The 20,508-nt window shown below is 72.2% G+C and carries 20 protein-coding genes; 9 read left to right on the top strand and 11 right to left on the bottom strand.

The window, feature by feature from the left end; translation table 11 throughout:
* Positions 1–50: 50 nt before the first annotated feature.
* The 6 genes from ACIBK5_RS38880 to ACIBK5_RS38855 form a co-directional block, all read right to left on the bottom strand.
* A complete protein-coding gene (locus ACIBK5_RS38880) occupies positions 51–1,088 on the bottom strand; it encodes a cytochrome d ubiquinol oxidase subunit II (RefSeq protein WP_399027432.1) in 1,038 nt (345 codons plus the stop codon).
* Positions 1,088–2,521 (bottom strand): cytochrome ubiquinol oxidase subunit I, encoded by a 1,434-nt coding sequence (locus tag ACIBK5_RS38875; RefSeq protein ID WP_399027430.1) that lies wholly within the window; start codon positions 2,519–2,521, stop codon positions 1,088–1,090. Before ACIBK5_RS38875 ends, ACIBK5_RS38880 begins: the two co-directional genes overlap by 1 nt.
* A 39-nt stretch (positions 2,522–2,560) precedes the next feature.
* A complete protein-coding gene (locus ACIBK5_RS38870) occupies positions 2,561–3,400 on the bottom strand; it encodes an SDR family oxidoreductase (RefSeq protein WP_399027428.1) in 840 nt (279 codons plus the stop codon).
* Positions 3,401–3,837: 437 nt separating this feature from the next.
* Positions 3,838–5,073 (bottom strand): ABC transporter substrate-binding protein, encoded by a 1,236-nt coding sequence (locus ACIBK5_RS38865; RefSeq protein WP_399027426.1) that lies wholly within the window; start codon positions 5,071–5,073, stop codon positions 3,838–3,840.
* Positions 5,074–5,112: 39 nt separating this feature from the next.
* Positions 5,113–5,694, bottom strand: a complete 582-nt coding sequence (locus ACIBK5_RS38860; protein ID WP_399027574.1) for a DM13 domain-containing protein — start codon at positions 5,692–5,694, stop codon at positions 5,113–5,115.
* A 130-nt stretch (positions 5,695–5,824) separates the two neighbouring features.
* The gene (locus ACIBK5_RS38855; RefSeq protein ID WP_399027424.1) at positions 5,825–6,568 is read right to left on the bottom strand and encodes a flavodoxin family protein; all 744 of its coding nucleotides are present in this window, start codon (positions 6,566–6,568) and stop codon (positions 5,825–5,827) included.
* A 124-nt stretch (positions 6,569–6,692) separates the two neighbouring features.
* Between ACIBK5_RS38855 and ACIBK5_RS38850 the strand changes: the two genes are divergently transcribed.
* Positions 6,693–7,694: an NAD-dependent epimerase/dehydratase family protein gene (locus tag ACIBK5_RS38850; RefSeq protein ID WP_399027423.1), complete on the top strand. Its 1,002-nt coding sequence runs from the start codon at positions 6,693–6,695 to the stop codon at positions 7,692–7,694.
* 49 nt (positions 7,695–7,743) lie between these two features.
* Here ACIBK5_RS38850 and ACIBK5_RS38845 read toward each other — a convergent pair whose 3' ends face one another.
* Entirely contained in the window at positions 7,744–8,856 is a 1,113-nt protein-coding gene (locus ACIBK5_RS38845) for a sensor histidine kinase (protein ID WP_399027421.1), read from the bottom strand.
* Positions 8,857–8,859: 3 nt separating this feature from the next.
* The gene (locus ACIBK5_RS38840) at positions 8,860–9,579 is read right to left on the bottom strand and encodes a response regulator transcription factor (RefSeq protein ID WP_399027419.1); all 720 of its coding nucleotides are present in this window, start codon (positions 9,577–9,579) and stop codon (positions 8,860–8,862) included.
* 123 nt (positions 9,580–9,702) lie between these two features.
* Here ACIBK5_RS38840 and ACIBK5_RS38835 point away from each other — a divergent pair, with 123 nt between their 5' ends.
* The 3 genes from ACIBK5_RS38835 to ACIBK5_RS38825 are packed head-to-tail and all read left to right on the top strand — an operon-like array spanning position 9,703 to position 11,773.
* Positions 9,703–10,395 carry a glycosyltransferase family 2 protein gene (locus tag ACIBK5_RS38835; RefSeq protein WP_399027417.1) on the top strand — a complete coding sequence of 231 codons (693 nt, stop codon included), beginning with the start codon at positions 9,703–9,705 and terminating at the stop codon, positions 10,393–10,395.
* A gap of 14 nt (positions 10,396–10,409) precedes the next feature.
* Positions 10,410–11,024 (top strand): DUF2064 domain-containing protein, encoded by a 615-nt coding sequence (locus ACIBK5_RS38830; protein ID WP_399027572.1) that lies wholly within the window; start codon positions 10,410–10,412, stop codon positions 11,022–11,024.
* Positions 11,021–11,773 (top strand): class I SAM-dependent methyltransferase, encoded by a 753-nt coding sequence (locus ACIBK5_RS38825; RefSeq protein ID WP_399027415.1) that lies wholly within the window; start codon positions 11,021–11,023, stop codon positions 11,771–11,773. Before ACIBK5_RS38830 ends, ACIBK5_RS38825 begins: the two co-directional genes overlap by 4 nt.
* A gap of 316 nt (positions 11,774–12,089) precedes the next feature.
* Here ACIBK5_RS38825 and ACIBK5_RS38820 read toward each other — a convergent pair whose 3' ends face one another.
* Entirely contained in the window at positions 12,090–13,310 is a 1,221-nt protein-coding gene (locus ACIBK5_RS38820; protein WP_399027413.1) for a molybdopterin-dependent oxidoreductase, read from the bottom strand.
* A 114-nt stretch (positions 13,311–13,424) separates the two neighbouring features.
* On the opposite strand from ACIBK5_RS38820, the gene ACIBK5_RS38815 reads away from it, so the two are divergent.
* The 3 genes from ACIBK5_RS38815 (at position 13,425) to ACIBK5_RS38805 (ending at position 16,219) form a co-directional block, all read left to right on the top strand.
* Complete coding sequence (locus ACIBK5_RS38815; RefSeq protein ID WP_399027411.1) at positions 13,425–14,756, top strand: hypothetical protein; 1,332 nt, start codon at positions 13,425–13,427, stop codon at positions 14,754–14,756.
* A gap of 191 nt (positions 14,757–14,947) precedes the next feature.
* Entirely contained in the window at positions 14,948–15,721 is a 774-nt protein-coding gene (locus ACIBK5_RS38810) for a polysaccharide deacetylase family protein (protein WP_399027409.1), read from the top strand.
* Positions 15,722–15,865: 144 nt separating this feature from the next.
* Complete coding sequence (locus ACIBK5_RS38805; RefSeq protein ID WP_399027407.1) at positions 15,866–16,219, top strand: hypothetical protein; 354 nt, start codon at positions 15,866–15,868, stop codon at positions 16,217–16,219.
* A 74-nt stretch (positions 16,220–16,293) separates the two neighbouring features.
* Here the strand turns inward: ACIBK5_RS38805 and ACIBK5_RS38800 are convergent, their stop codons facing one another.
* Positions 16,294–16,590, bottom strand: coding sequence for a GYD domain-containing protein (locus ACIBK5_RS38800; RefSeq protein WP_399027405.1), 297 nt, complete (start codon positions 16,588–16,590; stop codon positions 16,294–16,296).
* A gap of 165 nt (positions 16,591–16,755) precedes the next feature.
* Between ACIBK5_RS38800 and ACIBK5_RS38795 the strand changes: the two genes are divergently transcribed.
* On the top strand, positions 16,756–17,955 hold the full coding sequence (locus tag ACIBK5_RS38795) for a 4-hydroxybenzoate 3-monooxygenase (RefSeq protein ID WP_399027403.1): 1,200 nt from the start codon (positions 16,756–16,758) through the stop codon (positions 17,953–17,955).
* 65 nt (positions 17,956–18,020) lie between these two features.
* Positions 18,021–19,742 (top strand): methyltransferase, encoded by a 1,722-nt coding sequence (locus tag ACIBK5_RS38790; protein WP_399027401.1) that lies wholly within the window; start codon positions 18,021–18,023, stop codon positions 19,740–19,742.
* Here the strand turns inward: ACIBK5_RS38790 and ACIBK5_RS38785 are convergent.
* Positions 19,706–20,392 (bottom strand): DUF2848 domain-containing protein, encoded by a 687-nt coding sequence (locus tag ACIBK5_RS38785; protein ID WP_399027400.1) that lies wholly within the window; start codon positions 20,390–20,392, stop codon positions 19,706–19,708. The two genes, ACIBK5_RS38790 and ACIBK5_RS38785, sit on opposite strands and share 37 nt — an antisense overlap.
* Between the last annotated feature and the right edge of the window lie 116 nt (positions 20,393–20,508).

The following is a 20,508-nucleotide window of genomic DNA, read 5'->3' as shown; positions in this document are numbered from 1 at the left end:
CGGGCCGACCGGGCCGACCGGGCCGACCGCCAGCAGGATCTCCTCTTCACTCACCCCTGGTCCCCGGCACCACGCCCCCGCAGATCGGCGTCGCTGAGGGATTCCAGCTCGCCGTGGGTGTCCAGCCAGTACAGGAGGGCGACCGCCGGGAAGACCAGCAGCAGGGCCACCAGCGTGACGATGCCGAGCCAGCGCAGCGTGCCGGAGGCGCCCGCTCCCTCGGCGACGGTCAGGGAGGTGGGGATGAGGTAGGGCCGCTGGGCCAGGCCCCAGGCGATCACGGCGGAGGCGACGACCGCGACGGCGGTGACCCGCGACCAGGAGCCGGAGGGGCGCAGCAGCAGGCCGACGGTGGCGAGCGTGGCCACGGCGGTCACGATGACGCAGGCCAGGCCCGCCCCGTGGGTGAGGCCGTGCCAGACGTGCGGGGCGTCGTCGTGGGTGACGAACAGGGTGATCACGGCGAGTACGGCGACGGCGGCGAGGGCGCCGAGCCCGCGCCTGCGGAAGTAGCCGTCGAGGTCGGGCGCGTCGAAGCGCCGGGCGTCCGCGGCCAGGAACACCGCCCCCAGCAGGGCCGACGTCGCGATGGCGAGCAGGCCGAAGAGGAGGGAGGTGGGGTTGGACCAGGCGTCGTCCGCCGCGGGGGTGCCGGGGGCGATCCGGCCGGAGGCGATGCCGCCGGCCGCCGCGCCGAGGAAGAACGGGGTCAGCAGCGAGGAGACGGCGAACACGGCCCCGTACAGACGTCGCCCGGCGAGCCGCCGGCTGGGCTTGCGCAGGGCGAAGCCCGCGCCCCGCAGGACCATGCCCACGGCAGCCAGCGCCAGGGGCAGCCACATCGCGGAGAACACCGTCTGGAACATCACCGGGAAGCCGGTCCACATGGTGACCAGGACGAAGATCAGCCAGACGTTGTTGACCTCCCAGACGGGGGCCATCGCGTGGTCGATGAGCCATCTCGGCCGCTTGCCGCGCCCGGCTCCGCCTGCCGTCAGGTCCCAGAACCCGGCCCCGTAGTCGGTACCGCCGCCGCAGCTGTAGGCGGCGACCGCGAGCAGCAGGACGACGGCGATGACGTCGGCCATCACGACCTGCCGCTGTCGGAGGCCGCAACGGCCGGGCGCGGTCCGTAGGGGGTGTCCGCCTCGGGGCCTTCGGCCGCCTGCCGCTCGTCGGCGAGACGCCAGCGGGTGCGCATCGTCAGCAGCACGAGGAGAAACGAGCCGAAGACGAACACGTACACGAGGACCACCAGGCCGAACATGGTCCACAGCCCGGTGGCATGGGTGGAGGTCACCGCCTCGGAGACCCGCATGTTCCCGTAGACGATCCACGGCTGGCGTCCCACCTCGGTGGTGATCCAGCCGCATTCGACGGCGACGACGGAGGCGACGCCCGCGACCGCGGCGCCCCGGTAGAACCATGTCGACTCGGGCAGCCGGCGGCGGCGCCACCAGGCCAGGGCGTACCACAGGGCGAGCAGCACCAGCAGGCAGCCGATGCCGACCATGGTGTCGAACGCCCAGTGGGCGATGGTGGCCTGGGTGGCGTTGGGGCGCTGGTCGGCCGGTACGGAGGTCAGGCCGGTCACCTTGGTGTCGGGCCTGAACCCGGCCAGGACGGAGTCGAGCTGCGGGATCCTGATACCGCCGGAGATGCTGCCGTCCGGGTGGAGACGGCCGTAGAGGTACTCGGGAACATGGGTGTCGGTCTTCCAGACGATCTCCATCGCGGCGAACTTGACCGGCTGCTTGTGGAAGACCTGGCGGGCGATGGAGTCGCCCAGCATGAACTGGACGGGCGTGCAGACCGCGGCGACGGTGAACGGGACGGTGAAGCCGAGGCGGTGGTAGCGGTCCCGGCGTCCGCGCAGCCATCCGCTGGCGTAGACACCGGCCACGACATAGCCGGCGGTCACCAGCATGGCCACCACGAAGTGCCAGTACTGCGGCCCGAACATCGGCGTGAAGATCGCCTTCCAGATGTTCACGTCGGTGGGGTCGCCCTCGGCGTCGAGGGTGAAGCCCCGCGGGGTGTTCATCCAGGAGTTGGCGGCCAGGATGCCGAAGGCCCCGAGCAGCGCGGCGGCGGGGAGGGGAAGCCCGAGCAGGAAGTGGGTGCGGGGCTTGAGGCGCCGCCAGCCGTAGAGGTAGATGGCGATGAGCACGGCCTCCAGGAAGAAGGCCCAGGCCTCGACGCCGAACCCGATCCCGAAGACGTCTCCCCACCGGCCCATCAGTCCCGGCCACAGCAGCCCGAACTCGAAGGACAGGACCGTGCCGGTGACCACGCCGATCGCGAACTGGACCGCCATCACGGCCGACCAGCGCCGCGCCAGCAGCAGGGCGGTGGGGTCGCCTTTGCGCAGCCCGTAGCCGTGCATGATGAGCGTGATCAGCGGCAGGGCCACGCCCAGCGGCACCAGGATGATGTGCGAGGCGAGGGTGAAGGCCATCAGCGATCTGGCCGGCAGCAGCTGGGGCGGTGCGTCCGCCAGGAGGTGGAGCGTGGTGTGCATACGTGTCTCCCCGGAGGCCGGCGACGCGGGCGGGCGAGATCAGCCGCCCGTGGCGAATCCGGGGAAGAGGGTCATGCCGCCGTCGACGTAGAGGGTGGTTCCCACGACGTAGTCCATGAGGTCGGAGGCGAGGCCGACGGCCGCGTGGGCGATGTCCTCGGGTTCGCCGACACGGTCGTAGGGGATCAGCCGCAGGAGATCCCGCTCGGCGTCCGGCGTCTCCCAGGCGGCGCGGTTGATGGGGGTCTTGACGGCCCCGGGGGCGATCGCGTTCACCCGGATCTTCTTCGGGGCGAGTTCCTGGGCCAGGGTCTCCATCATCATCTGCACACCGCCCTTGGACGAGGCGTAGTTGACGTGCCCCGCCCACGGGATGACCTGGTGCACCGAGCTCATGCAGATGATCTTTCCCGCGGCCCGCGACACCTCGGGCACGACCCCGCGGCGCAGGAACTCCTTGGTCGCCTCCCGGGCGCAGAGGAACTGCCCGGTGAGGTTGACGTCCAGCACCTTCTGCCACTGGGCGCGGGTCATCTCGGTGAAGGGGGCGTCGCGTTGCAGTCCGGCGTTGGCGACGAGGATGTCGATCGTGCCGAACTCCTCGACCATCCGCTCCGTCATGGCGACGACCTGGTCCTCGTCGGACACGTCCGCCTCGTACGCTGCGGCCCGCACACCGAACGAGGTGATCTCCTCGACGACCTTCTCGGCCTCGTCCCGGCCGGCCACGTAGTTGACGACGACGTCCGCTCCGGCCCTGCCCAGGCCGATGGCCGTGGCCTTGCCGATTCCGGAGTTGGCCCCGGTCACCAGGGCCTTCTGGCCCCGGAGCAGCTGAGCGGGGATCACACCTTGAGGTGCGCCTTCGGTGGAACTCACGATCGACTGCCTCCTGCACTGCGTAGCCCCGTACGGCCGCCGGACCACGGCCCGGCGCGCTCGCGCGTCACCCCATCACCGGGGGCGTGAGGCATGGCCCAAGGCAGGGCGGTGTTGCGCTGCCTGGCCGACGGGATTCGCCCGTCGGAGGCGGTGCCGGCCTGGTGGGCGGTGGCGCCGATCGGCATGGCCTTGTGCAGATGGACGCTGTGGTCCAGCAGATGGTGCTCGTGCACGCCCAGCTGGCCGAGCAGGTGCTGGAGTTGCCTCCGTACAGCTCGCCGTCGAACATCACATGGCGCCGGGGGTGTCCGGGCCGGGCCGCGTCTCGATCGGGCGGCGAGGGACACGGTCCGCCCGGACCTCACCTCGGCGGCGGCCGCCCTCACACGCTCGGGCGTCCAGCATTCTCGTCTCCAGGGCACCCACGCTGCCGATCACTCCTGCCCCGCCTGGCTCTGCACCTGCTCCAGTACCTGTTTCGCGGAGCTCGCCCCGCTGAAGAGGTCGGGGCCGTACTGGTTGAGCAGTTCGTTGACCCGCTCCCAGTTCTCCGTCGTACGCAGCGGAATCGCCGAGGCGTCGGCGGCTTCGAGAACCTCTCGGGCGCCGGCGAGGCGGGCGTTCTCGTACCACGCGTGCTGGGCCGACTCGCGTGACGGATAGGCGCGTCCCACTCCGCCGAGCCACTCCAGTTGCTTCTTCGCGGTCATCAGCGTGATCGCCCTGAACGCCCCCTCCGGGTCCGGGCAGGACTTGGAGATGCCGAACCCGGAACCGGACGAGTACGTCCTGCTGCCCTCCGGGCCGGCCGGGAGCGTGGTCAGACCCACCGGGAAGCCGGCCTGGTTCTTCAGGTTCAGCAACGCCCACGGGCCGTTGGCGCCCATGGCCACGTCGCCGCTGAGGAACTCCTTGTCGGGGAATGTGGGATCGTTCCCGGGCACGCGGGGGGCGACCTTCTGCCTGGCCGCCAGGTCGGCGTACCACTGCACGCCCCGGATCACGGCGGGGGTGGTCAGTCGCAGTCCGCCCGACCCGTCGGTGGGCTGCGCCCCGGTCCTGGTCAGCACCATGGGAAACATCCACACGTCCTGGGGTGAGGCCACGAACCCGTACGTCCGGTCCCCGGTCAGCTTGCGGGCGGCCGACTCGAACTCGGCCAGAGTCCACCCCACCCGGGGCTCCGGCACCCCGGCGTTGCGGAACATGTCCTTGTTGTACGTGAGGATCACCGGGCCGACGTCGTACGGCAGCGCGTACTGCTTCCCGTCGGCACTCAGTCCCTCCATGACGGACTTGTCGAAGTCCGTCACGTCGAAGTCGTTCCTGGCGATCAGATCGTCGAGCGGCAGCATGCCCTGGGTGTAGCCCGCGGTGCGGAGCGCCTGCATCGAGACGATGCAGGGTGCGTCGCCGCTGTCGAAGCGGGTGCCGAGCTCGGCGAAGTAGTCCTCGAAGGACGAGGTCTCGAGCTTGATCGTGATCTGCGGATCCTCGAGGGACACGCGGTCCGCGAGTTCATGCCAGACCTGCTGTTCCTCACCGCCGCTGGCCCACATCGACCAGGTCAGTGTCTTCGAGCCGCCCTCGCCGCCGCCGCACGCCATGACCAGCGTCCCGCCCAGCGCCAGGGCGACGGCTGCCCTCACTGCGATGCGCGACCCCGTCATGACATGTCCACATATCCCTTTTTGTGGCAATTGCATGCATTATGGCATGGCGAGTTCGGCGGCACCGAAGGAGACGTCGAAGCGGTCGCACCAGATGCTGACGCTGCGGTAGCGGGCCGGGGCGATGTCTTCGGGCACCTCGTAGTTCTGGCTGCCCTTGTTGCCCTTGAGCTTGCCGAGGCCGACATGCTCGCCGTCGTCGAAGACGTGCCAGCCGGCCCGGCCCTCCTTCACCGGTGCGTCGGTCAGCAAGACGCGCAGGTCAGGACCGTTGCTGGTGTCGAGGTTCTCCAGCCGCACGATGTGGGATCCGTCGGCCAGCCGCACGAGCCTCACCGTGCCGGACGTCGCGTGCTCATGGCTGACCAGCTCGCCGACCGCCACCGTCACCGGCCCCGCCGGGGCAGCCGGGGCGGCCGGGGCGGAGGACGTCCCGGACGACGGCGGTCCGGCAGGTGCCTGCGAGGCGGCCGCGGTCCCGGGCAGCGCCTCCTGGACCGTCTCGTCCTGCCACAGCTTCCACGGCTGGAACCAGTACAGCCCCAAGCCGACCATGACGACCGCCACCACCAGCACACCGGCCACCCACGGCCTCGCCCACGCGCTCCGCACCCGCCCCATACCGCCCACCTCCTGGGAAGTCACCCGTCCTGCCTCCCATTCAACGGACGAACGCGGCCGTCCGGGGCTCCCGGCGGATGACGAAACCCTTACGTCCGCGGCCCTGTGCCCGCCGGGGCGTGCCCGTCCGTCAACGGTGCTCGGGGTTGTCCGCACCCGGGTGGCAGCCGGCCTCCCACTGCGAGCGCTGGTTGCCGTACGAGGGGACGCCTCCGGCGCGCTTCAGCAGGGCGGCGAGGTGCATCAGGTTCCAGGTCATGAAGCTGGTGTTGCGGTTGGTGAAGTCGTTCTCCGGGCCGCCCGAGCCCGGGTCGAGATACGAGGGGCCGGGGCCGGCCGTGCCGATCCAGCCGGCGTCAGCCTGGGGCGGGATCGTGTAGCCCAGGTGCTGGAGGCTGTAGAGGACGTTCATCGCGCAGTGCTTCACACCGTCCTCGTTGCCGGTGATCAGACAGCCGCCGACGCGGCCGTAGTAGGCGTACTGCCCTTGTGAGTTGAGGAGACTGGAACAGGCGTAGAGGCGCTCGATCACCCTCTTCGTCACGGAGCTGTTGTCGCCGAGCCAGATCGGCCCGGCGATGACCAGGATGTCCGCGGCCATCACCCGCTCGTACAGTGCGGGCCACTCGTCGGTGGCGAAGCCGTGTTCGGTCATGTCCGGCTGGACGCCGGGCGCGATGTCGTGGTCGACCGCGCGGATCTCGGATGTGGTGACCCCGCGCGACATCATGATCGCCGCGCTCCTGTCGATCAGGCCCTGCGTGTGGCTGAGCTGCGAGGAGGGTTTGAGGGTGCAGTTGATGTAGAGGGCGGTCAGGTCGTCGAAGCGGTACGTGGCTTCGGTGGCGGCACCGGGGGACGGTGTGGCTGTCATGGGTGCAGCGTCTCGCGCGGATTCCGTTTTGTCCCGGTCCGACGCACGCCCTGACGCCTTACGGAGTCGTGACGTACGGGCGCGATCCCGTGGTGCGGCGCCGGTGCGGGCCTAGCGTGGCCCCATGCGTGTACTGGTCACCGGCGGTGCCGGGTTCATCGGGTCCCATGTGGTCGCCGCCCTGCGGGAGCGTGGGCACGAGGCGGTCGTGTTCGACGTGCGGGAGGAGCCCGGCGCCGACGTGCGGGATCCGGTGGCCGTCCGTCGCGCCCTGGCCGGGGTGGACGCCGTGTGTCACCAGGCCGCGATGGTCGGGCTCGGGGACGGGGTCGCCGACGCGGCGGAGTATGTCTCGCACAACGACCTGGGCACCGCCGTACTGCTCGCCGCCATGGCGGAGGCGGGCGTCGGGCGTCTCGTGCTGGCCGGGTCGATGGTGGTCTACGGGGAGGGGCGCTACGAGTGTCAGCGGCACGGGGTCGTACGGCCCGGGCCGCGTGCCGCCGCCGACCTCGACGCGGGCCGGTTCGAGCCGCCCTGTCCGGAGTGCGGGGCGGAGCTCTCCCCCGGCCTGGTCGGCGAGGACGCCCCGGCCGATCCCCGGAACGTGTACGCCACGACCAAGCTCGCCCAGGAGCACCTGGCCGCCGCCTGGGCCCGCTGCACCGGCGGATCGGCGGTGTCGCTCCGCTACCACAACGTGTACGGACCGGGCATGCCCCGCGACACCCCCTACGCCGGTGTCGCCTCCTTCTTCCGCTCGGCGCTCGCCCGGGGTGAGGCACCGCGCGTGTTCGAGGACGGGCGGCAGCGGCGGGACTTCGTGCACGTGCGGGACGTGGCGGCGGCTGGCGCGGTGGCCCTGGAGACGGAGTCCGGGCGGGGTGCGCTCACGGCCTACAACACCGGCAGCGGCGACCCGCACACCGTCGGCGAGATGGCCCGGGCCCTGGCCGCCGCGTACGGCGGGCCCGAGCCGGTGGTCACCGGCGAGTACCGGCTCGGGGACGTACGGCACATCACCGCGGACTCGTCGCGGCTGCGGGGCGCTCTGGGGTGGAAGCCGGCGGTCGGGTTCGAGGAGGGCATGGCGGAGTTCGCACGGGCCGGGATGCGGGACTCGTAGGAGCCGCCCCGGGCCCCGGCTCGCGAAAGACCGGTGGTGCTGCCCGTGTTCACGAAGCGGCGGCGGGCAGCACCACCTCGAAACGGCAGCCGCCGGGGATGTTGCGTACGGTGGCCCGGCCCTGGTGCGCCTCCACGATCCCCCGGACGATGGCGAGGCCCAGGCCCGCGCCGGCCGGGGGCGTCCGGGCGTGCGTGCCGCGCCAGCCGGTGTCGAAGACACGCGGCAGGTCCTCCTCGGGGATGCCGCCGCAGGCGTCCGTCACCGACAGCACCACACCTTCGGCAGTACGTTCAGCAGCGATCGCGACCGTGCCGTCGGCCGGGGTCCGGCGGATGGCGTTGACCAGCAGATTGCCCAGGACCCGGCTCATCTCCTTGCCGTCCACCTCCACCGGCACCTGTTCGATCCGGCCGCCCACCAGCCGCACCCCGTGTTCCCGGGCGAGCGGGTCGGCTCCCGCCAGCGCGTCGCCGACCAGGTCGTAGAGGGAGAGCCGGGTGGGAGTGAGAGGGAGCGTGCCCGCGTGGATGCGGGAGAGCTCGAAGAGGTCGCCGACCATGTCGTTGAGGCGTTCGACCTCGGTGCGCATCTGCTTCAGATAGCGGTCGGGGTCGGTGGCGACGCCGTCCTCCAGGGCCTCCGACATGGCGCGCAGACCGGCGAGCGGGGTGCGCAGGTCGTGCGAGATCCAGGCGACGAGTTCGCGCCGGGAGGTCTCCAGAGCGCGTTCCCGCTCGCGGGATTCCGCGAGCCGGGCGCTGGTGGCCGCCAACTCGCGGCTCAGCGAGTGGAGTTCGGCGGTCGTCGGGCCGTCGGGGGCGGCGAAGCTCCCGCCGTCGCCGAACGACCTGGCCGCGACCGCGAGTTCGCGGCTGCGGGCCACGACCCAGCGGCCCAGGAGGAGAGCGGTGGCCATGGAGACCACGGCCGCCATGGCGACGACGGTCGTGACGACGGTCAGGTCGTGCGAGTTCAGGAACATCGCCCACGCCACGGCCAGCGTGCCCGCGAGCATCGCGACGACCCCGACCGCCGCGACCACCGCGAGGGACGCGGTGAGCGAGCGGCGCCGGATCAGGCGCAGTACGGCCGCCCCGGCCAGCCCGGTGGCCGCGGCTCCGGCGAAGGCGTAGACGGCGATGAGAAAGGTGTCCCACATGGCTCACTCACCACCCGGTTCGAAGCGGTAGCCCACGCCCCACACGGTCTGGATCAGACGGGGCCGGGCCGGGTCGTCCTCCACCTTGCCCCGCAGGCGGCGCACGTGGACCGTGACGGTCGACAGATCGCCGAAGTCCCACCCCCACACCTCGCGCATCAGGTCCTCACGGCCGAAGGCCCGGCCCGGGTGGCGCAGGAAGAAGGAGAGCAGGTCGAACTCGCGGAGGGTGAGGGCGAGTTCGGTGCCGTCCTTGGTGGCCCGGCGGGCCCCCGGGTCGACGGTCAGACCGGCCGCACCCAGTCGGCGCCCGGGGACGGCGGGCCTGCTGCGGCGCAGCACCGACTCCACACGCAGGACCAGCTCGCGCGGGCTGAAGGGCTTGGTGACGTAGTCGTCGGCGCCGACCTCCAGGCCGAGGATGCGGTCGTCCTCGTCGCCGCGGGCGGTGAGCATGATGACCGGGACCGGCCCGTGCCCCCGCATCCGCCGGCACACCTCCAGGCCGTCCATCCCGGGCAGCATCAGATCGAGGACGATCAGGTCCGGCCAGTGCGCGGCGGCGCGGGTGAGGGCCGTCGGGCCGTCGTCCGCGCGGTCGACGACGTAACCGGCGCGGTCCAGGTACCCGGCGACGACCTCCGCGACGGTCGGGTCGTCGTCGACGACCAGGATCCGCGGGGGCCCGTCGGGGGTGTCCTCGTGCTGATGGGGCTGCTGCATGCCTCCAGCCTGGCACCGGGCGCCCGCCGATGCCGTGCGCCGGAGGCCTCCGGGCCGCTGACGTCCGCGTTTCGTAAGGAGCGGAAGTCCGCTATGCCCGATTCGCGTTCGTAGGGTGAGACCGTGACGACGATTCCTTCGGACGTCGACGTGGTGCTGCCCTGCCTGAACGAGGCCCGGGCGCTGCCCTGGGTCCTCGAGCGGATCCCGCCGGGCTGGCGCGCACTCGTCGTCGACAACGGTTCCACCGACGGCTCGGACCGGGTCGCCCGCGCGTTCGGCGCGACCGTCGTGAGCGAGCCGCGCCGGGGCTTCGGCGCGGCCTGCCACGCCGGGCTGACCGCGGCCACCGCCGACGTGGTGTGCTTCTGCGACTGCGACGCCTCCCTGGACCCCTCGCTCCTCGTCCCCTTCGTCCGCGAAGTGCGGGACGGCGAGGCCGACCTGGTGCTCGGCAGGCGGCGTCCGCAGGGCCGGGGCGCGTGGCCCGCGCACGCCCGGGCCGGCAACCTCGCGCTCGCGCGGATGCTGCGCCGCCGCACCGGGCTGCGGCTGCACGACCTCGGCCCCCTGCGCGCCGCCCGCCGCGAACCGCTGCTCGCCCTCGGCCTCACCGACCGGCGCAGCGGCTATCCGCTCCAGATGGTCGTCCACGCGTCCGACGCCGGCTGGCGGATCGCCGAGCACGACGTGCCGTACCTGCCGCGCACCGGGGCCTCGAAGGTGACGGGCACGTGGCGCGGCACCTGGCAGGCCGTACGGGACATGAGCCGCGTGCTGAGCGAGGCCCCGGCGCAGGGAGGAGCCGTCCGTTGAGTCCGTCGAGCCCGTTGCCCACGCTTCTGATCATCGCCAAGGAGCCGCGGCCCGGCCGGGTCAAGACCCGGCTCACGCCGCCGTTCACGCCCGGGGAGGCGGCCGAGCTGGCCGAGGCGTCCCTCGCGGACACCCTGCGCGCCGTGGCGGCCACGCCCGCCTCCCGGCGCGTCCTCGTTCTCGACGGCTCCCCCGGCCCCTGGCTGCCGCCCGGCTTCGACGTCGTACGGCAGTGCGCGGGCGGGCTGGACGAGCGGCTGGCGGACGCCTTCGCGCAGTGCGACGGCCCGGCGCTGCTCATCGGCATGGACACCCCGCAGGTGACACCGGAGCTGCTCACCGTGGACTTCTCCGACTGCGACGCCCACTTCGGCCCGGCCGAGGACGGCGGCTTCTGGGCCCTCGGCCTGGCACACCCCGACCCAGCGCTGCTGCGGGACGTCCCCATGTCCACGTCCATGACGGGCGCGGTGCAACGGAGCCGGCTCATCACCGCGGGCCTGCGGGTGCGGGACCTGCCCCGGCTGCGGGACGTCGACACGGCCGCGGACGCCCACGCGGTCGCCGCGCTGGCCCCGCACGGGACGTTCGCGGCCCGGCTGGCCCGGCACACGGCGAGGCGCCCATGACCACCGCGCCCGCGGCCTGGGCCGCCGCCGACCCCTACGCCACCGCCCTGCGCACGGGCCGTGGCCCGCTGTTCCTGCGCCGCGCCGACGGCTGGCTGCTGCCGCTCGACGTCGAACGCTGGTGCGCGCGGGCCGACCCGGTCGACCGGGACGTACTGGACCGGTGCGAGGGCAGCGTGCTGGACGTCGGCTGCGGACCCGGGCGCCTGGTCGCGGAACTCGCCGCCCGTGGCCGGACCGTCCTCGGCATCGACGTCAGCGAGACCGCCGTCCACCACACCGTACGGCTCGGGGGCCAGGCACTGCGGCGCTCCGTCTTCGACCCCCTGCCCGGCGAGGGCCGTTGGGGCACCGTCCTGCTCATGGACGGCAACGTCGGCATCGGCGGCGATCCGCGCGCCCTGCTGGACCGGGCGGCCGGTCTCCTCTCCCCCGGCGGCCTGCTGATCGCCGAGACCGCGCCGGTGGACATCGACGAGCGCGCCGAGGTACAGGTCGTGGACGTCGTCCACAGCTGTGGACCGGACGGCGCGTTCCCCTGGGCGCGGCTCGGTACCCCGGCCCTGCTGCGGCACGCCCGCCGGGCGAGCTGGCGTGCCGCCGGTCAGTGGGTGGCCGGCGGGCGCTGCTTCGTCGCCCTGCGCAGCCGCAGCGCCAGCAGCAGCGCGGAGCCGCCGAAGAGCAGGGCGCTGATCAGCAGCCAGCGGGCGAGGAACACGTCCGGCGAGAGTCCGGTGCCCAGGCGGTAACGCCGCTCCACCCTCCCGCCGATCAGCGGGAACCACACGAGCAGGAGCAGACCGGACAGGGCCGCCGGGACACGGACGTACATCGCCCACTCCCGGCGGCGGACCGCACCGAGCCCTCGTACGACCGCCCGGTCCAGAGCCGCGTACAACGGCAGCAGCACGAGGTCGTGCAGCAGTGCCGCGCCCACGAACCACAGCGCCACGCCGAACCAGTCGTCCGCGAGGAGCCGCACCCCCGCGTAGGCGGCGAGGGCGAACGAGCAGGCGAGCAGCAGAAGCTGGAAGGGGCTTCCGAGGGGGATCCGCGGCCGTCGCATCACAGCTCTCCGAACGTCATCCGGGCCACCCACTTGGTGTTGAGCACACCGGGCGCGGCGGGCACGATGATCCGCGCCGGGTAGCCGTGGTCGGGGGACAGGTCCTCGCCGTTGACGTACAGGGCGAGCAGGGAGCGCGGGTCTGCCACCTGGTTGGCGCGCAGCGCGGCCTCGCGGAAGGCGCCGCGTGCCTGGAGGGACTCGACGAACACGTCCGGCGGGTCGTCGTACCCGACGAGCGCCGCGAGGTCGCGCAGCCGCACCCCGCGCCACCACTGGTCGGACGTGGACCAGCCCTCCACACAGGCGATGGGCAACGCGGAGCTGTGCAGGGAGAGCGCGGCGAGCTGGGCACGGCTGAGGCGGACGGTGCCCGTACGCCCCGTCACGACGAGCCGCCACGCGTCCTCGCCCGTCTCCGCCACGTCGATCCCGGCGTACGCGGCGGTCTTGTTGATCTGGAACCCGTTCGGGCCGCCGCCGGGTTCACCGCCGCCGTGGGGCGCGAGGAGGGCGGTGCGCCGCAGCGGACCGTCGAAGCTCTGCCCGGCCGTCGTCGCGAACAGCAGCAGCGAACCGCCCCCGACGAACCACAGCGCCCCCCGCCGGGAGACGGTCGGCTCGGCGGGACGCGGCGTCACCAGGTCGTTCCGCTCCTCCCGCAGCTGCCGCAGATTGCGCAGGGCCGTCGGCAGCTTCAGCAGGGCGTGGGCGACGAACGCGGCGAAGAACACCCAGGCCCCGTAGAAGTGCAGGGTGTAGAAGGAGCCGGGGAAGACGTAGTCCAGCTGGATGTTGAGGACACCCGTCACGAACTCGAAGAGCGCGCCCCCGACGAGGAGCAGCAGCGAGATCCGCTCCAGCGCGTGCGCGAGCGAGCGGGCCGGCGGCAGCGCGAACAGCCTCGGGATCACCGACCACAGCTTGGCCAGCAGCACGGGGATCAGCGTGATGCCGAGCGTGACGTGGACGCCCTGGTTGAGCCGGTACAGCCAGTGCGGGTCCGTCGGCCAGGAGAACAGGTAGAAGCCGAGGATCCCCTTGTCCGGGGTCTTGTCGTTCACCGGCGACAGGTCCGGGTTGTAGGCGGCGTAGGAGACCAGCCCCGTCACGAACAGCACCGTGATCCCGCCGAGCAGGACGACGCCCAGCACCGAGGTGAACCAGGGGCCGCGCAGCGGGCTGCGCCAGAAACCCGGCGAGGAAGGAGACCGTGTCATGGCCCGACCGTAGGCCCGGCCCACCCCCGGAAAGGCCGCGCGAGCGATGACGAAACGCTGACATCCGGCCCGGACGGAGGTACTTCCTCCCATCACCCGGCCTAGCGTGCGGATGTGACCCGCCCCCTCCTCCGCGACCTGTACGCCGCCCTCGCAGCCGCCCTCCTCGTCACGACGGCCGTGCTGATCGGCCGGCACATCCAGGACTCCCAGCACACCCTGTTCGTCAAGTGGCCTCCGGTGCTCGCCACTTGGGATCCGCACGTCGGCCCCGGCACCCCGGCCGCCCTGCTCGTGGCGGTGGCCGTGGTGGCGTACGGACCCGCCCTCGCCGCCAGGCTGCCCTGGCGGGCCCTGCTCGCGACGGCATGGGCGACGGCAACGGCCTGGATCGTCTCCCTCGCCCTGGTCGACGGCTGGCAGCGGGGCATCGCGGGCCGGCTCACCACCCGCCACGAGTACCTCCAGGTCATCGACCGCTTCGACGACATCCCGGCCACCCTGCGGGACTTCACCCAGCACATCCTTCTGGAGTCCCCCGACAACTGGCCCGCCCATGTCGCCGGGCACCCGCCCGCGGCCACGCTCACCTTCGTCCTCCTCGACCGGATCGGGCTGCGGGGCGGCGGCTGGGCCGGGGTGTGGTGCGTCGCCGTCGGCGCCACGGCATGCGTGGCCGTGCTGGTCGCGGTACGGGCGCTGGCCGGTGAGAGCCTCGCGCGACGGGCGGCGCCCTTCCTGGTCCTGGCCCCGGCCGCGGTGTGGATGGGCACCTCGGCCGACGCGTACTTCGCGGCGGTCGCGGCCTGGGCCGTGGCGCTGCTGGCCCTCGCGGTCAGCGGAAGGCCCCCCTGGTGGGCGGCGGCGGCCGGCCTCCTCTTCGGGCTCACCTGCTACCTCTCGTACGGCCTCACCCTCGTCGCGCTCATCGGCGCGGCGGTACTGCTGCTCGGCCGGCGGCGCGTCCGGGAACGGCCGGTGCTGCTCGTGGCGCTGCTCGCCGGTCTGGCCGTGGTCCCGACGGCCTTCACCCTCGCCGGGTTCGACTGGTGGGAGGCGTACCGGCTCCTGGTCACGCGCTACCACCAGGGTGTGGGCGGTACCCGGCCCTACGGCTACTGGGTGTGGGCGAACCTCGCCTGCGCGGTCCTGATCACGGGCCTGGCGACGGCTCCGGGGCTGCGTCGCACGGGTGCCGTACTGCTCCGGCGGCGCTCCGGACCTCCCGGGCACGTCCGCCTCGCCCTTCTCGTGTCCGCGGCCCTCCTCGCCCTCCTGGTCGCCGACCTGTCGGGCATGAGCAAGGCCGAGACGGAACGCATCTGGCTCCCCTTCGCGGTGTGGCTGCTGCCGGCCTGCGCGTTCCTCACCCGGCCCCGCGCCTGGCTCGCGACCCAGGCGGTGCTCGCACTCCTGCTCAACCATCTGCTGCTCACCGGGTGGTGACCGGGGACGGGGGCACGGAAGCGCGACATCCTGCGGGCCCGGCGGTCCGCAGCCGCCGAGTTGTCCGCGAACTCCCCCGGGATTGTCCGTGCTCGGTAACGGACGGATCCTGTGGCCGCCGCTTCTCGTCATGCCAGTTGGTCGCACGGTGACCGGGCATCGGCGAGGAACTGCGGGAGAGCGGGGCGGACATGGCGCGGCACGGCGGCGGGCGGGGCTGGTACGGCAAGGTGGTCGGGGCGGCGCTCGGGGTGACGCTGCTCGCCACCGGTGCGTCGGTGTGGACCGCGCAGGCCGGGGCCACGGACGGCTCGTCGCCGAAGGCGAGCGCGTCGGCCGGGCCCGGCGGTGACGTCAAGCCGGTCGCGGTGGACATCGCGCACGCCTCGGACAAGGGAGCCCGCGGCGTCAACATCACCATCGACGACGGCCCCGACCCCGTGTGGACCCCCGAAGTGCTCGACGTGCTGCGGGAGTACGGGGTGAAGGCCACGTTCTGCATGGTGGGGACGCAGGCACAGGCCCACCCGGACCTCGTGAGGAAGGTCGTCGCGGCCGGGCACCGGCTGTGCGACCACTCGGTGTCGCACGACACCACCATGGACAAGAAGTCCGAGGCCTACCAGTCGCGGCAGATCCTCGACGCCGAACGCATGATCACCAAGGCGTCCGGGGGCGTACGGCCGATGTACTACCGGGCGCCCGGCGGGGCCTTCACCCCCTACAGCCGCAAGCTGGCCGCCTCCCGGGGCATGCGCCCGCTGGGCTGGAACGTCGACTCCAAGGACTTCGAGCGGCCGGGCACGGACGCCATGGTCGCCACCGTCGAACGGGAACTGCCGAACGGGCCGACGATCCTCTTCCACGACGCGGGCGGCGAACGCTCCCAGACCGTCGAGGCCCTGCGCCGAATCCTCCCCTGGCTCAAGGAGCAGGGCTACTCCTGCGGCTTCCCGGTGCGCTGATATTCGGGTCATTGCGGATGAGGGTGTAACGCGGCAGGGCTCACAAGACGCAGGGATAGGCAGAAGCGGGGCGACGAACCGGATTGCGTTTTCGGTGTCCGGGGCGGGCGTGCCGACAGGACAACACGTCAGATCGGATTCCTTGTGAGCAACATCGACCCGGCTCCCGGATATCAGACGTACAACCAGCCCACAGGCCCGGAACGACCCGTACGCCAGCAGGCCGGCGCCCGGCGCGCGGCCCTGATGATCTGCACGATCGCCGACATCGCCGCGGGTTTCCTCGGTCTCTGGATCCTGCTGTTCCTGCTCGACGCGAACCAGGCGAATGTATTCGTCGAGTTCGTACGGGGAACGGCGGACTTGCTGGCCTGGTGGTCCCAGGACATTTTCACAATGGACACAGAAGGCCTACGCGTTGTCCTCAATTACGGCCTCCCGGCCGTCATGTATTTGCTGATCGGTCACGGAATCGCCGCACGGCTCAACCGGGCCTGAAAGGCATATACGGCGTCCCGGCCGCCGACCCCGACCCGGTGAGCACGGCACGGAAGTCGGCGGCCTCGGGCGGCTCAGCCGGCGGCCTTGGCGATGATGCGCGCCATCTCCTCCTGGCCGAAGGCCCGCAGGGTCGTGGTGCGGACGTTGCCCACCCCGCCGAGCTGCAGGAGAGCCGCGGTGGCGGTTTCGTCGTCGGGCGCTTCGACGACGGCCATGAGGTCGTAGGGACCGACGGTCCAGTAGATGCTCAGAAGCTTCGCCCCGAGCTTCTGCACCCCCGAGGCGAAGGCCTCGGCACGCTTCGCCGTGTCCTTGTAGTTCCGGATCCCTTGATCGGTCCAGTTCAGCAGCGTGACATACGTCGGCATGATCATTTCACCTTCGTGAGGGAACACATCGCGCCACCCATCCTGGACAGAAGCCCTGAAATGCGCACAACATGCGCACCCGAAATGGGTAATGCGAGCGCGGCTCTCCCCGTTCAGGTGATTTTCGTCAAGTAAGCCACTTCGCTGGACTTACTATCCCGTCTCGTGGCAGACAGGCAGACCCGGAGCACGACCGACGTGGTCGTCCTCGGGGCCGGACCGGCCGGGCTGGTGCTCGGCAATCTTCTTCAGCAGCGGGGGGTCGACTGCGTCGTCCTGGAGCGGGCCGAGCGCGCGCACGTCGAGACCCGGGCGCGTGCCGGGTTCCTGGCGGCCAACACCGTACGGATCCTGGAGCGGCACGGGCTGGCCGAAGGGCTGCGGCGGCATGGGCAGCCGCACAGTGTGTGTGAGTTCCGCGGCGCGGACGGCCGGTTCCGGCTGGACTACAGCGGGCTCGGGCGCGGTGAGCGGCATACCGTCTATCCCCAGCAGCAGCTGGTCAGCGATCTGCTGACGCGGTTCCTGGCCTCCGGCGGGCGGGTCGAGTTCGCCACCGAGGCGGTGACCGTCCTCGGCTCCGGCACCGAGCGGCCCTCGGTGACCGTGCGCGAGGCGGACGGGCGGCCCGGGCGGTGGCGGGCACGGTACGTGGCCGGGTGCGACGGGCGGCACGGCGCGGCCCGGCGGTCGCTGCCGCCAGGGTCGGTGCGCCGGCACCACTGCGACCACGGCGTGACCTGGCTCGGACTGCTCGCCGAGGCGCCGCCCAGTCTGGACGCCGTCGGGTACGCGGTGCACGAGCGAGGCTTCGCCGGGCACATGGCGCGCACCAGCGAGATCACCCGCTACTACGTGCAGTGCGAGCGCGGTACCCCGGCCGATGCCTGGTCCGAGGAACGGATCTGGGACGAGCTTGAGCTGCGGATGCGGGGAGCGGAGTACGGTCCGCTGCACCGTGGCCGGATCGTGCGGCGGGGCGTCGTCGACCTGGAGTCCGATGTGCTCGAACCACTGCGGCACGGTTCGCTGTTCCTCGTCGGCGACGCCGCAGGACTCGTCAGCCCCTCCGCCGCGAAGGGCGCCAATCTCGCGGTCCTGGAGGCGGAGATCCTCGCCGAGGCCCTGGTCGACGACCTCGTCCACGGTGATTCCGGGGGGCTCGACACCTACTCCGCGCGGTGCCTGCCCTACCTCTGGCGCGCGCAGGAGTTCTCGCACTGGATGATCCGGTTGCTGCACGGCCCGTCCGGCTCGGACGGCACGTCACTGTTCCACGACTCCCTGCGGCGCTCCCGCATCGCTTCGCTGCGTACGTCGCGCAGCCACCAGGACTGGTTCGCCGAGCACTACGCCGGCGTATGAGGTCTGCTCCTCCGCCTTCTTCCTCCTGTCCCGCGTCATCCCAGATCTGAATGAGGATCCCCGCAATGATCACGACGTTGTCGGGCGACACGTCCCGCCTGCTCGCGACGGTCGGCTTCGTCAAGGAGCAGGACACCGCCACCCTGCTCCCGCTCCTGTTCCCCGGGCTCGACGGTCCGGAGCTGCGGGCTCTCGTGGAGCACTGCCGCTTCTCCCATGCCGCGCTGCTCGTCTTCCCGTCCAACGAGGCGGAGTTGCGCGCCATGCTCGCCGACTGCGGGCTCAGCGCGGCCCTGCCCGCCCGGCCGAGTGTGGTCGTACGCGAGCGGCTGGCCGTACGGCATCGGCGGCCGGCGGCCGAGCTGGACGTCGGCATCCTGCGCCCCGCGGTGGCCGGGGCGGACGGGGAGCACCGTACGGTCGAGGTGTTCGCGCTGACCGTGCCGCCGGGATCGGGGCTGGAGGAGATCGCCGCGTGCGAGCGTGAGCGCCAGCACGAGGCGCACGTCGCCTTCGAGGTCGCGGCGCCGGATCCGCTGGTGCTGCGCGGCCTCACCTCGGCCTTCGCGCGCTACGGGGCCGTCCCCGACGGCGGCGGCTACAACCCGCACGAGAACGGCACGGTCTTCTACTTCGGCGCGGCCGCCGAGGCCAAGGCCGGGTACCGGCGGGTGGAGCTGTACGTCCCCGGCGACCACCGCGACGTGCTCGCCGACCACCTCGGCGAGCATCGCGCCCGGCAGCCCGCCGAAACGCTCCTGCGCCTGCTGACCGGGGCGTGGACGACCCAGGCACTGGCCGCGTTCGCCGAGTTCCGGGTACCCGACGCCATGGCCGTCGAACGAGGTGCCGAGGTCGAGGAACTGGCGCGGGCGGTCGGCGCGAGGCCGCGGAGTCTGGCGACGCTGCTCCGCTATCTCGCGATGCTGGGCGCGGTGTCGGAGGGCCGTGACGGCTTCCGGCTCACCGAGCTGGGCGCGCTGCTACGGGCCGGCGCCCCCGGGTCGATGCGGGCGCTGGCGCTGATGTACGGCGGCCCGTTCTACGAGTCCTTCGCCGGGCTCGGGCACACGGTGCGCACGGGAGAGGTCGCCTTCGAGCACCTCTTCGGCGACAACCACTTCGACCATTTCGCCCGCGACCCCGAACTCGCGGAACTCTTCGACCAGTCCATGGCGGCGGGAGCCGCCATGTTCGACCCGGTCCCCGGGCACCCGGCCCTCACCGCGGCGGCCGAGGCGCCCGGCGGGGGCACGGTGGTCGATGTCGCGGGCGGCAACGGGGAGCTGCTCGGCCGCGTCCTCGCCGCGCACCCGCGGCTGCACGGGGTCCTGCTGGAGCGTCCACACGCTGTGGAAGCCGCCCGCCGCCGACTCGAGGAGACCGGCCTCGGCCCCCGCTGCGCCTTTGTGGCCGGCGACTTCGCGGACGTGCCCGCGGGCGGTGACGTCTACGTCCTCTCCCGCGTCCTGCACGACTGGGACGACGAGCGCTGCCGCGAGATCCTGCGCCACTGCGCCCGCGCGATGCCCGAGCACGCGGATCTGCTCGTCGTCGAACGCGTACTGCCCTCCGACGGCTCGGCCTCGCTGGCGACCGCCTGGGATCTCCACATGATGTGCAACGTCGGCGGGCGCGAACGGCGGGCCGACCACTACGCCGGGCTGTTCGCCGACGCCGGCCTCGCCCTGGTGGACCGGTCACCGCTGCCCCTGGACGGCAGTGTGCTGCACGTCAGGAAGGGCCGGTGTCAGCCGATGGGTGCCGGCATCGGCCGGACGTCGTAGTCGAGGCGGATGCTGTCTCCGGTGGCGGGGTCGGACAGTTCCACGCTCCAGCCGTCGGCGAACTGGTCGACGCCGGGGGTCATGGGGATGGTGCCGGAGATCAGGACGGTGCCGGGGGTGAGCGCGCCGCGTGAGCGCAGGACGTCGACCCAGTAGGCGGGGGCGAGGAGCTCGGCGAGGGTGCCGTGCTGGATCTGCGTCGAGGTGCCGTCGTGGGTGACCCAGGCGCGCAGGGTGAGGGCGTCGAGGCGGGACTCCACGTCGGCCAGGCGCCAGGCGCGGCGGGCGAGGACGTCGGGCCCGGCGTTCTTGCTCCAGGCCACGCCGTGCACCTCCAGGTCGCGGTCGGTGTGGTCGCAGGCGGCGGTCAGCAGCAGCTCCCCGCCGTCCGCGACGACGAGCGCCCACTCCGCCTCGCCGGAGGTGTGCGCATGCTGCGCGTGCACCCGGTCGGTCTGCTGGGCGAGGTAGGGGGAGACGGGGTAGAGGGCGGGCGTGACGGACGGGCCGGGCACGCCCAGCTCGGCGAGCTCCGCGACGTGGGCGGCGACGTCCTCCTGGCTGCGTCCGGCATATCCGGCGTTCAGGACCTGGACGACGTCGACCTCGCGCGTCGATCCGTCGGGCAGTTCGAAGGTCAGCACGGCCATGAGGGCACTCCCAGAGATCGGGTCAGCGGATCGGGGCAGCGGATCGGGTCCACGGATCGTCCGCGGTGAAGTTCTCGCGCAGGGGGTTGCGCATACGACCTGTATACAAGAAGTAT

The organism is Streptomyces sp. NPDC050546 (genome assembly GCF_044457425.1).
In the GTDB taxonomy this organism is placed as follows: domain Bacteria; phylum Actinomycetota; class Actinomycetes; order Streptomycetales; family Streptomycetaceae; genus Streptomyces.
The sequence above is the reverse complement of the archived record's forward strand: the minus strand, read 5'-3'. Positions and strand labels throughout refer to the sequence as shown.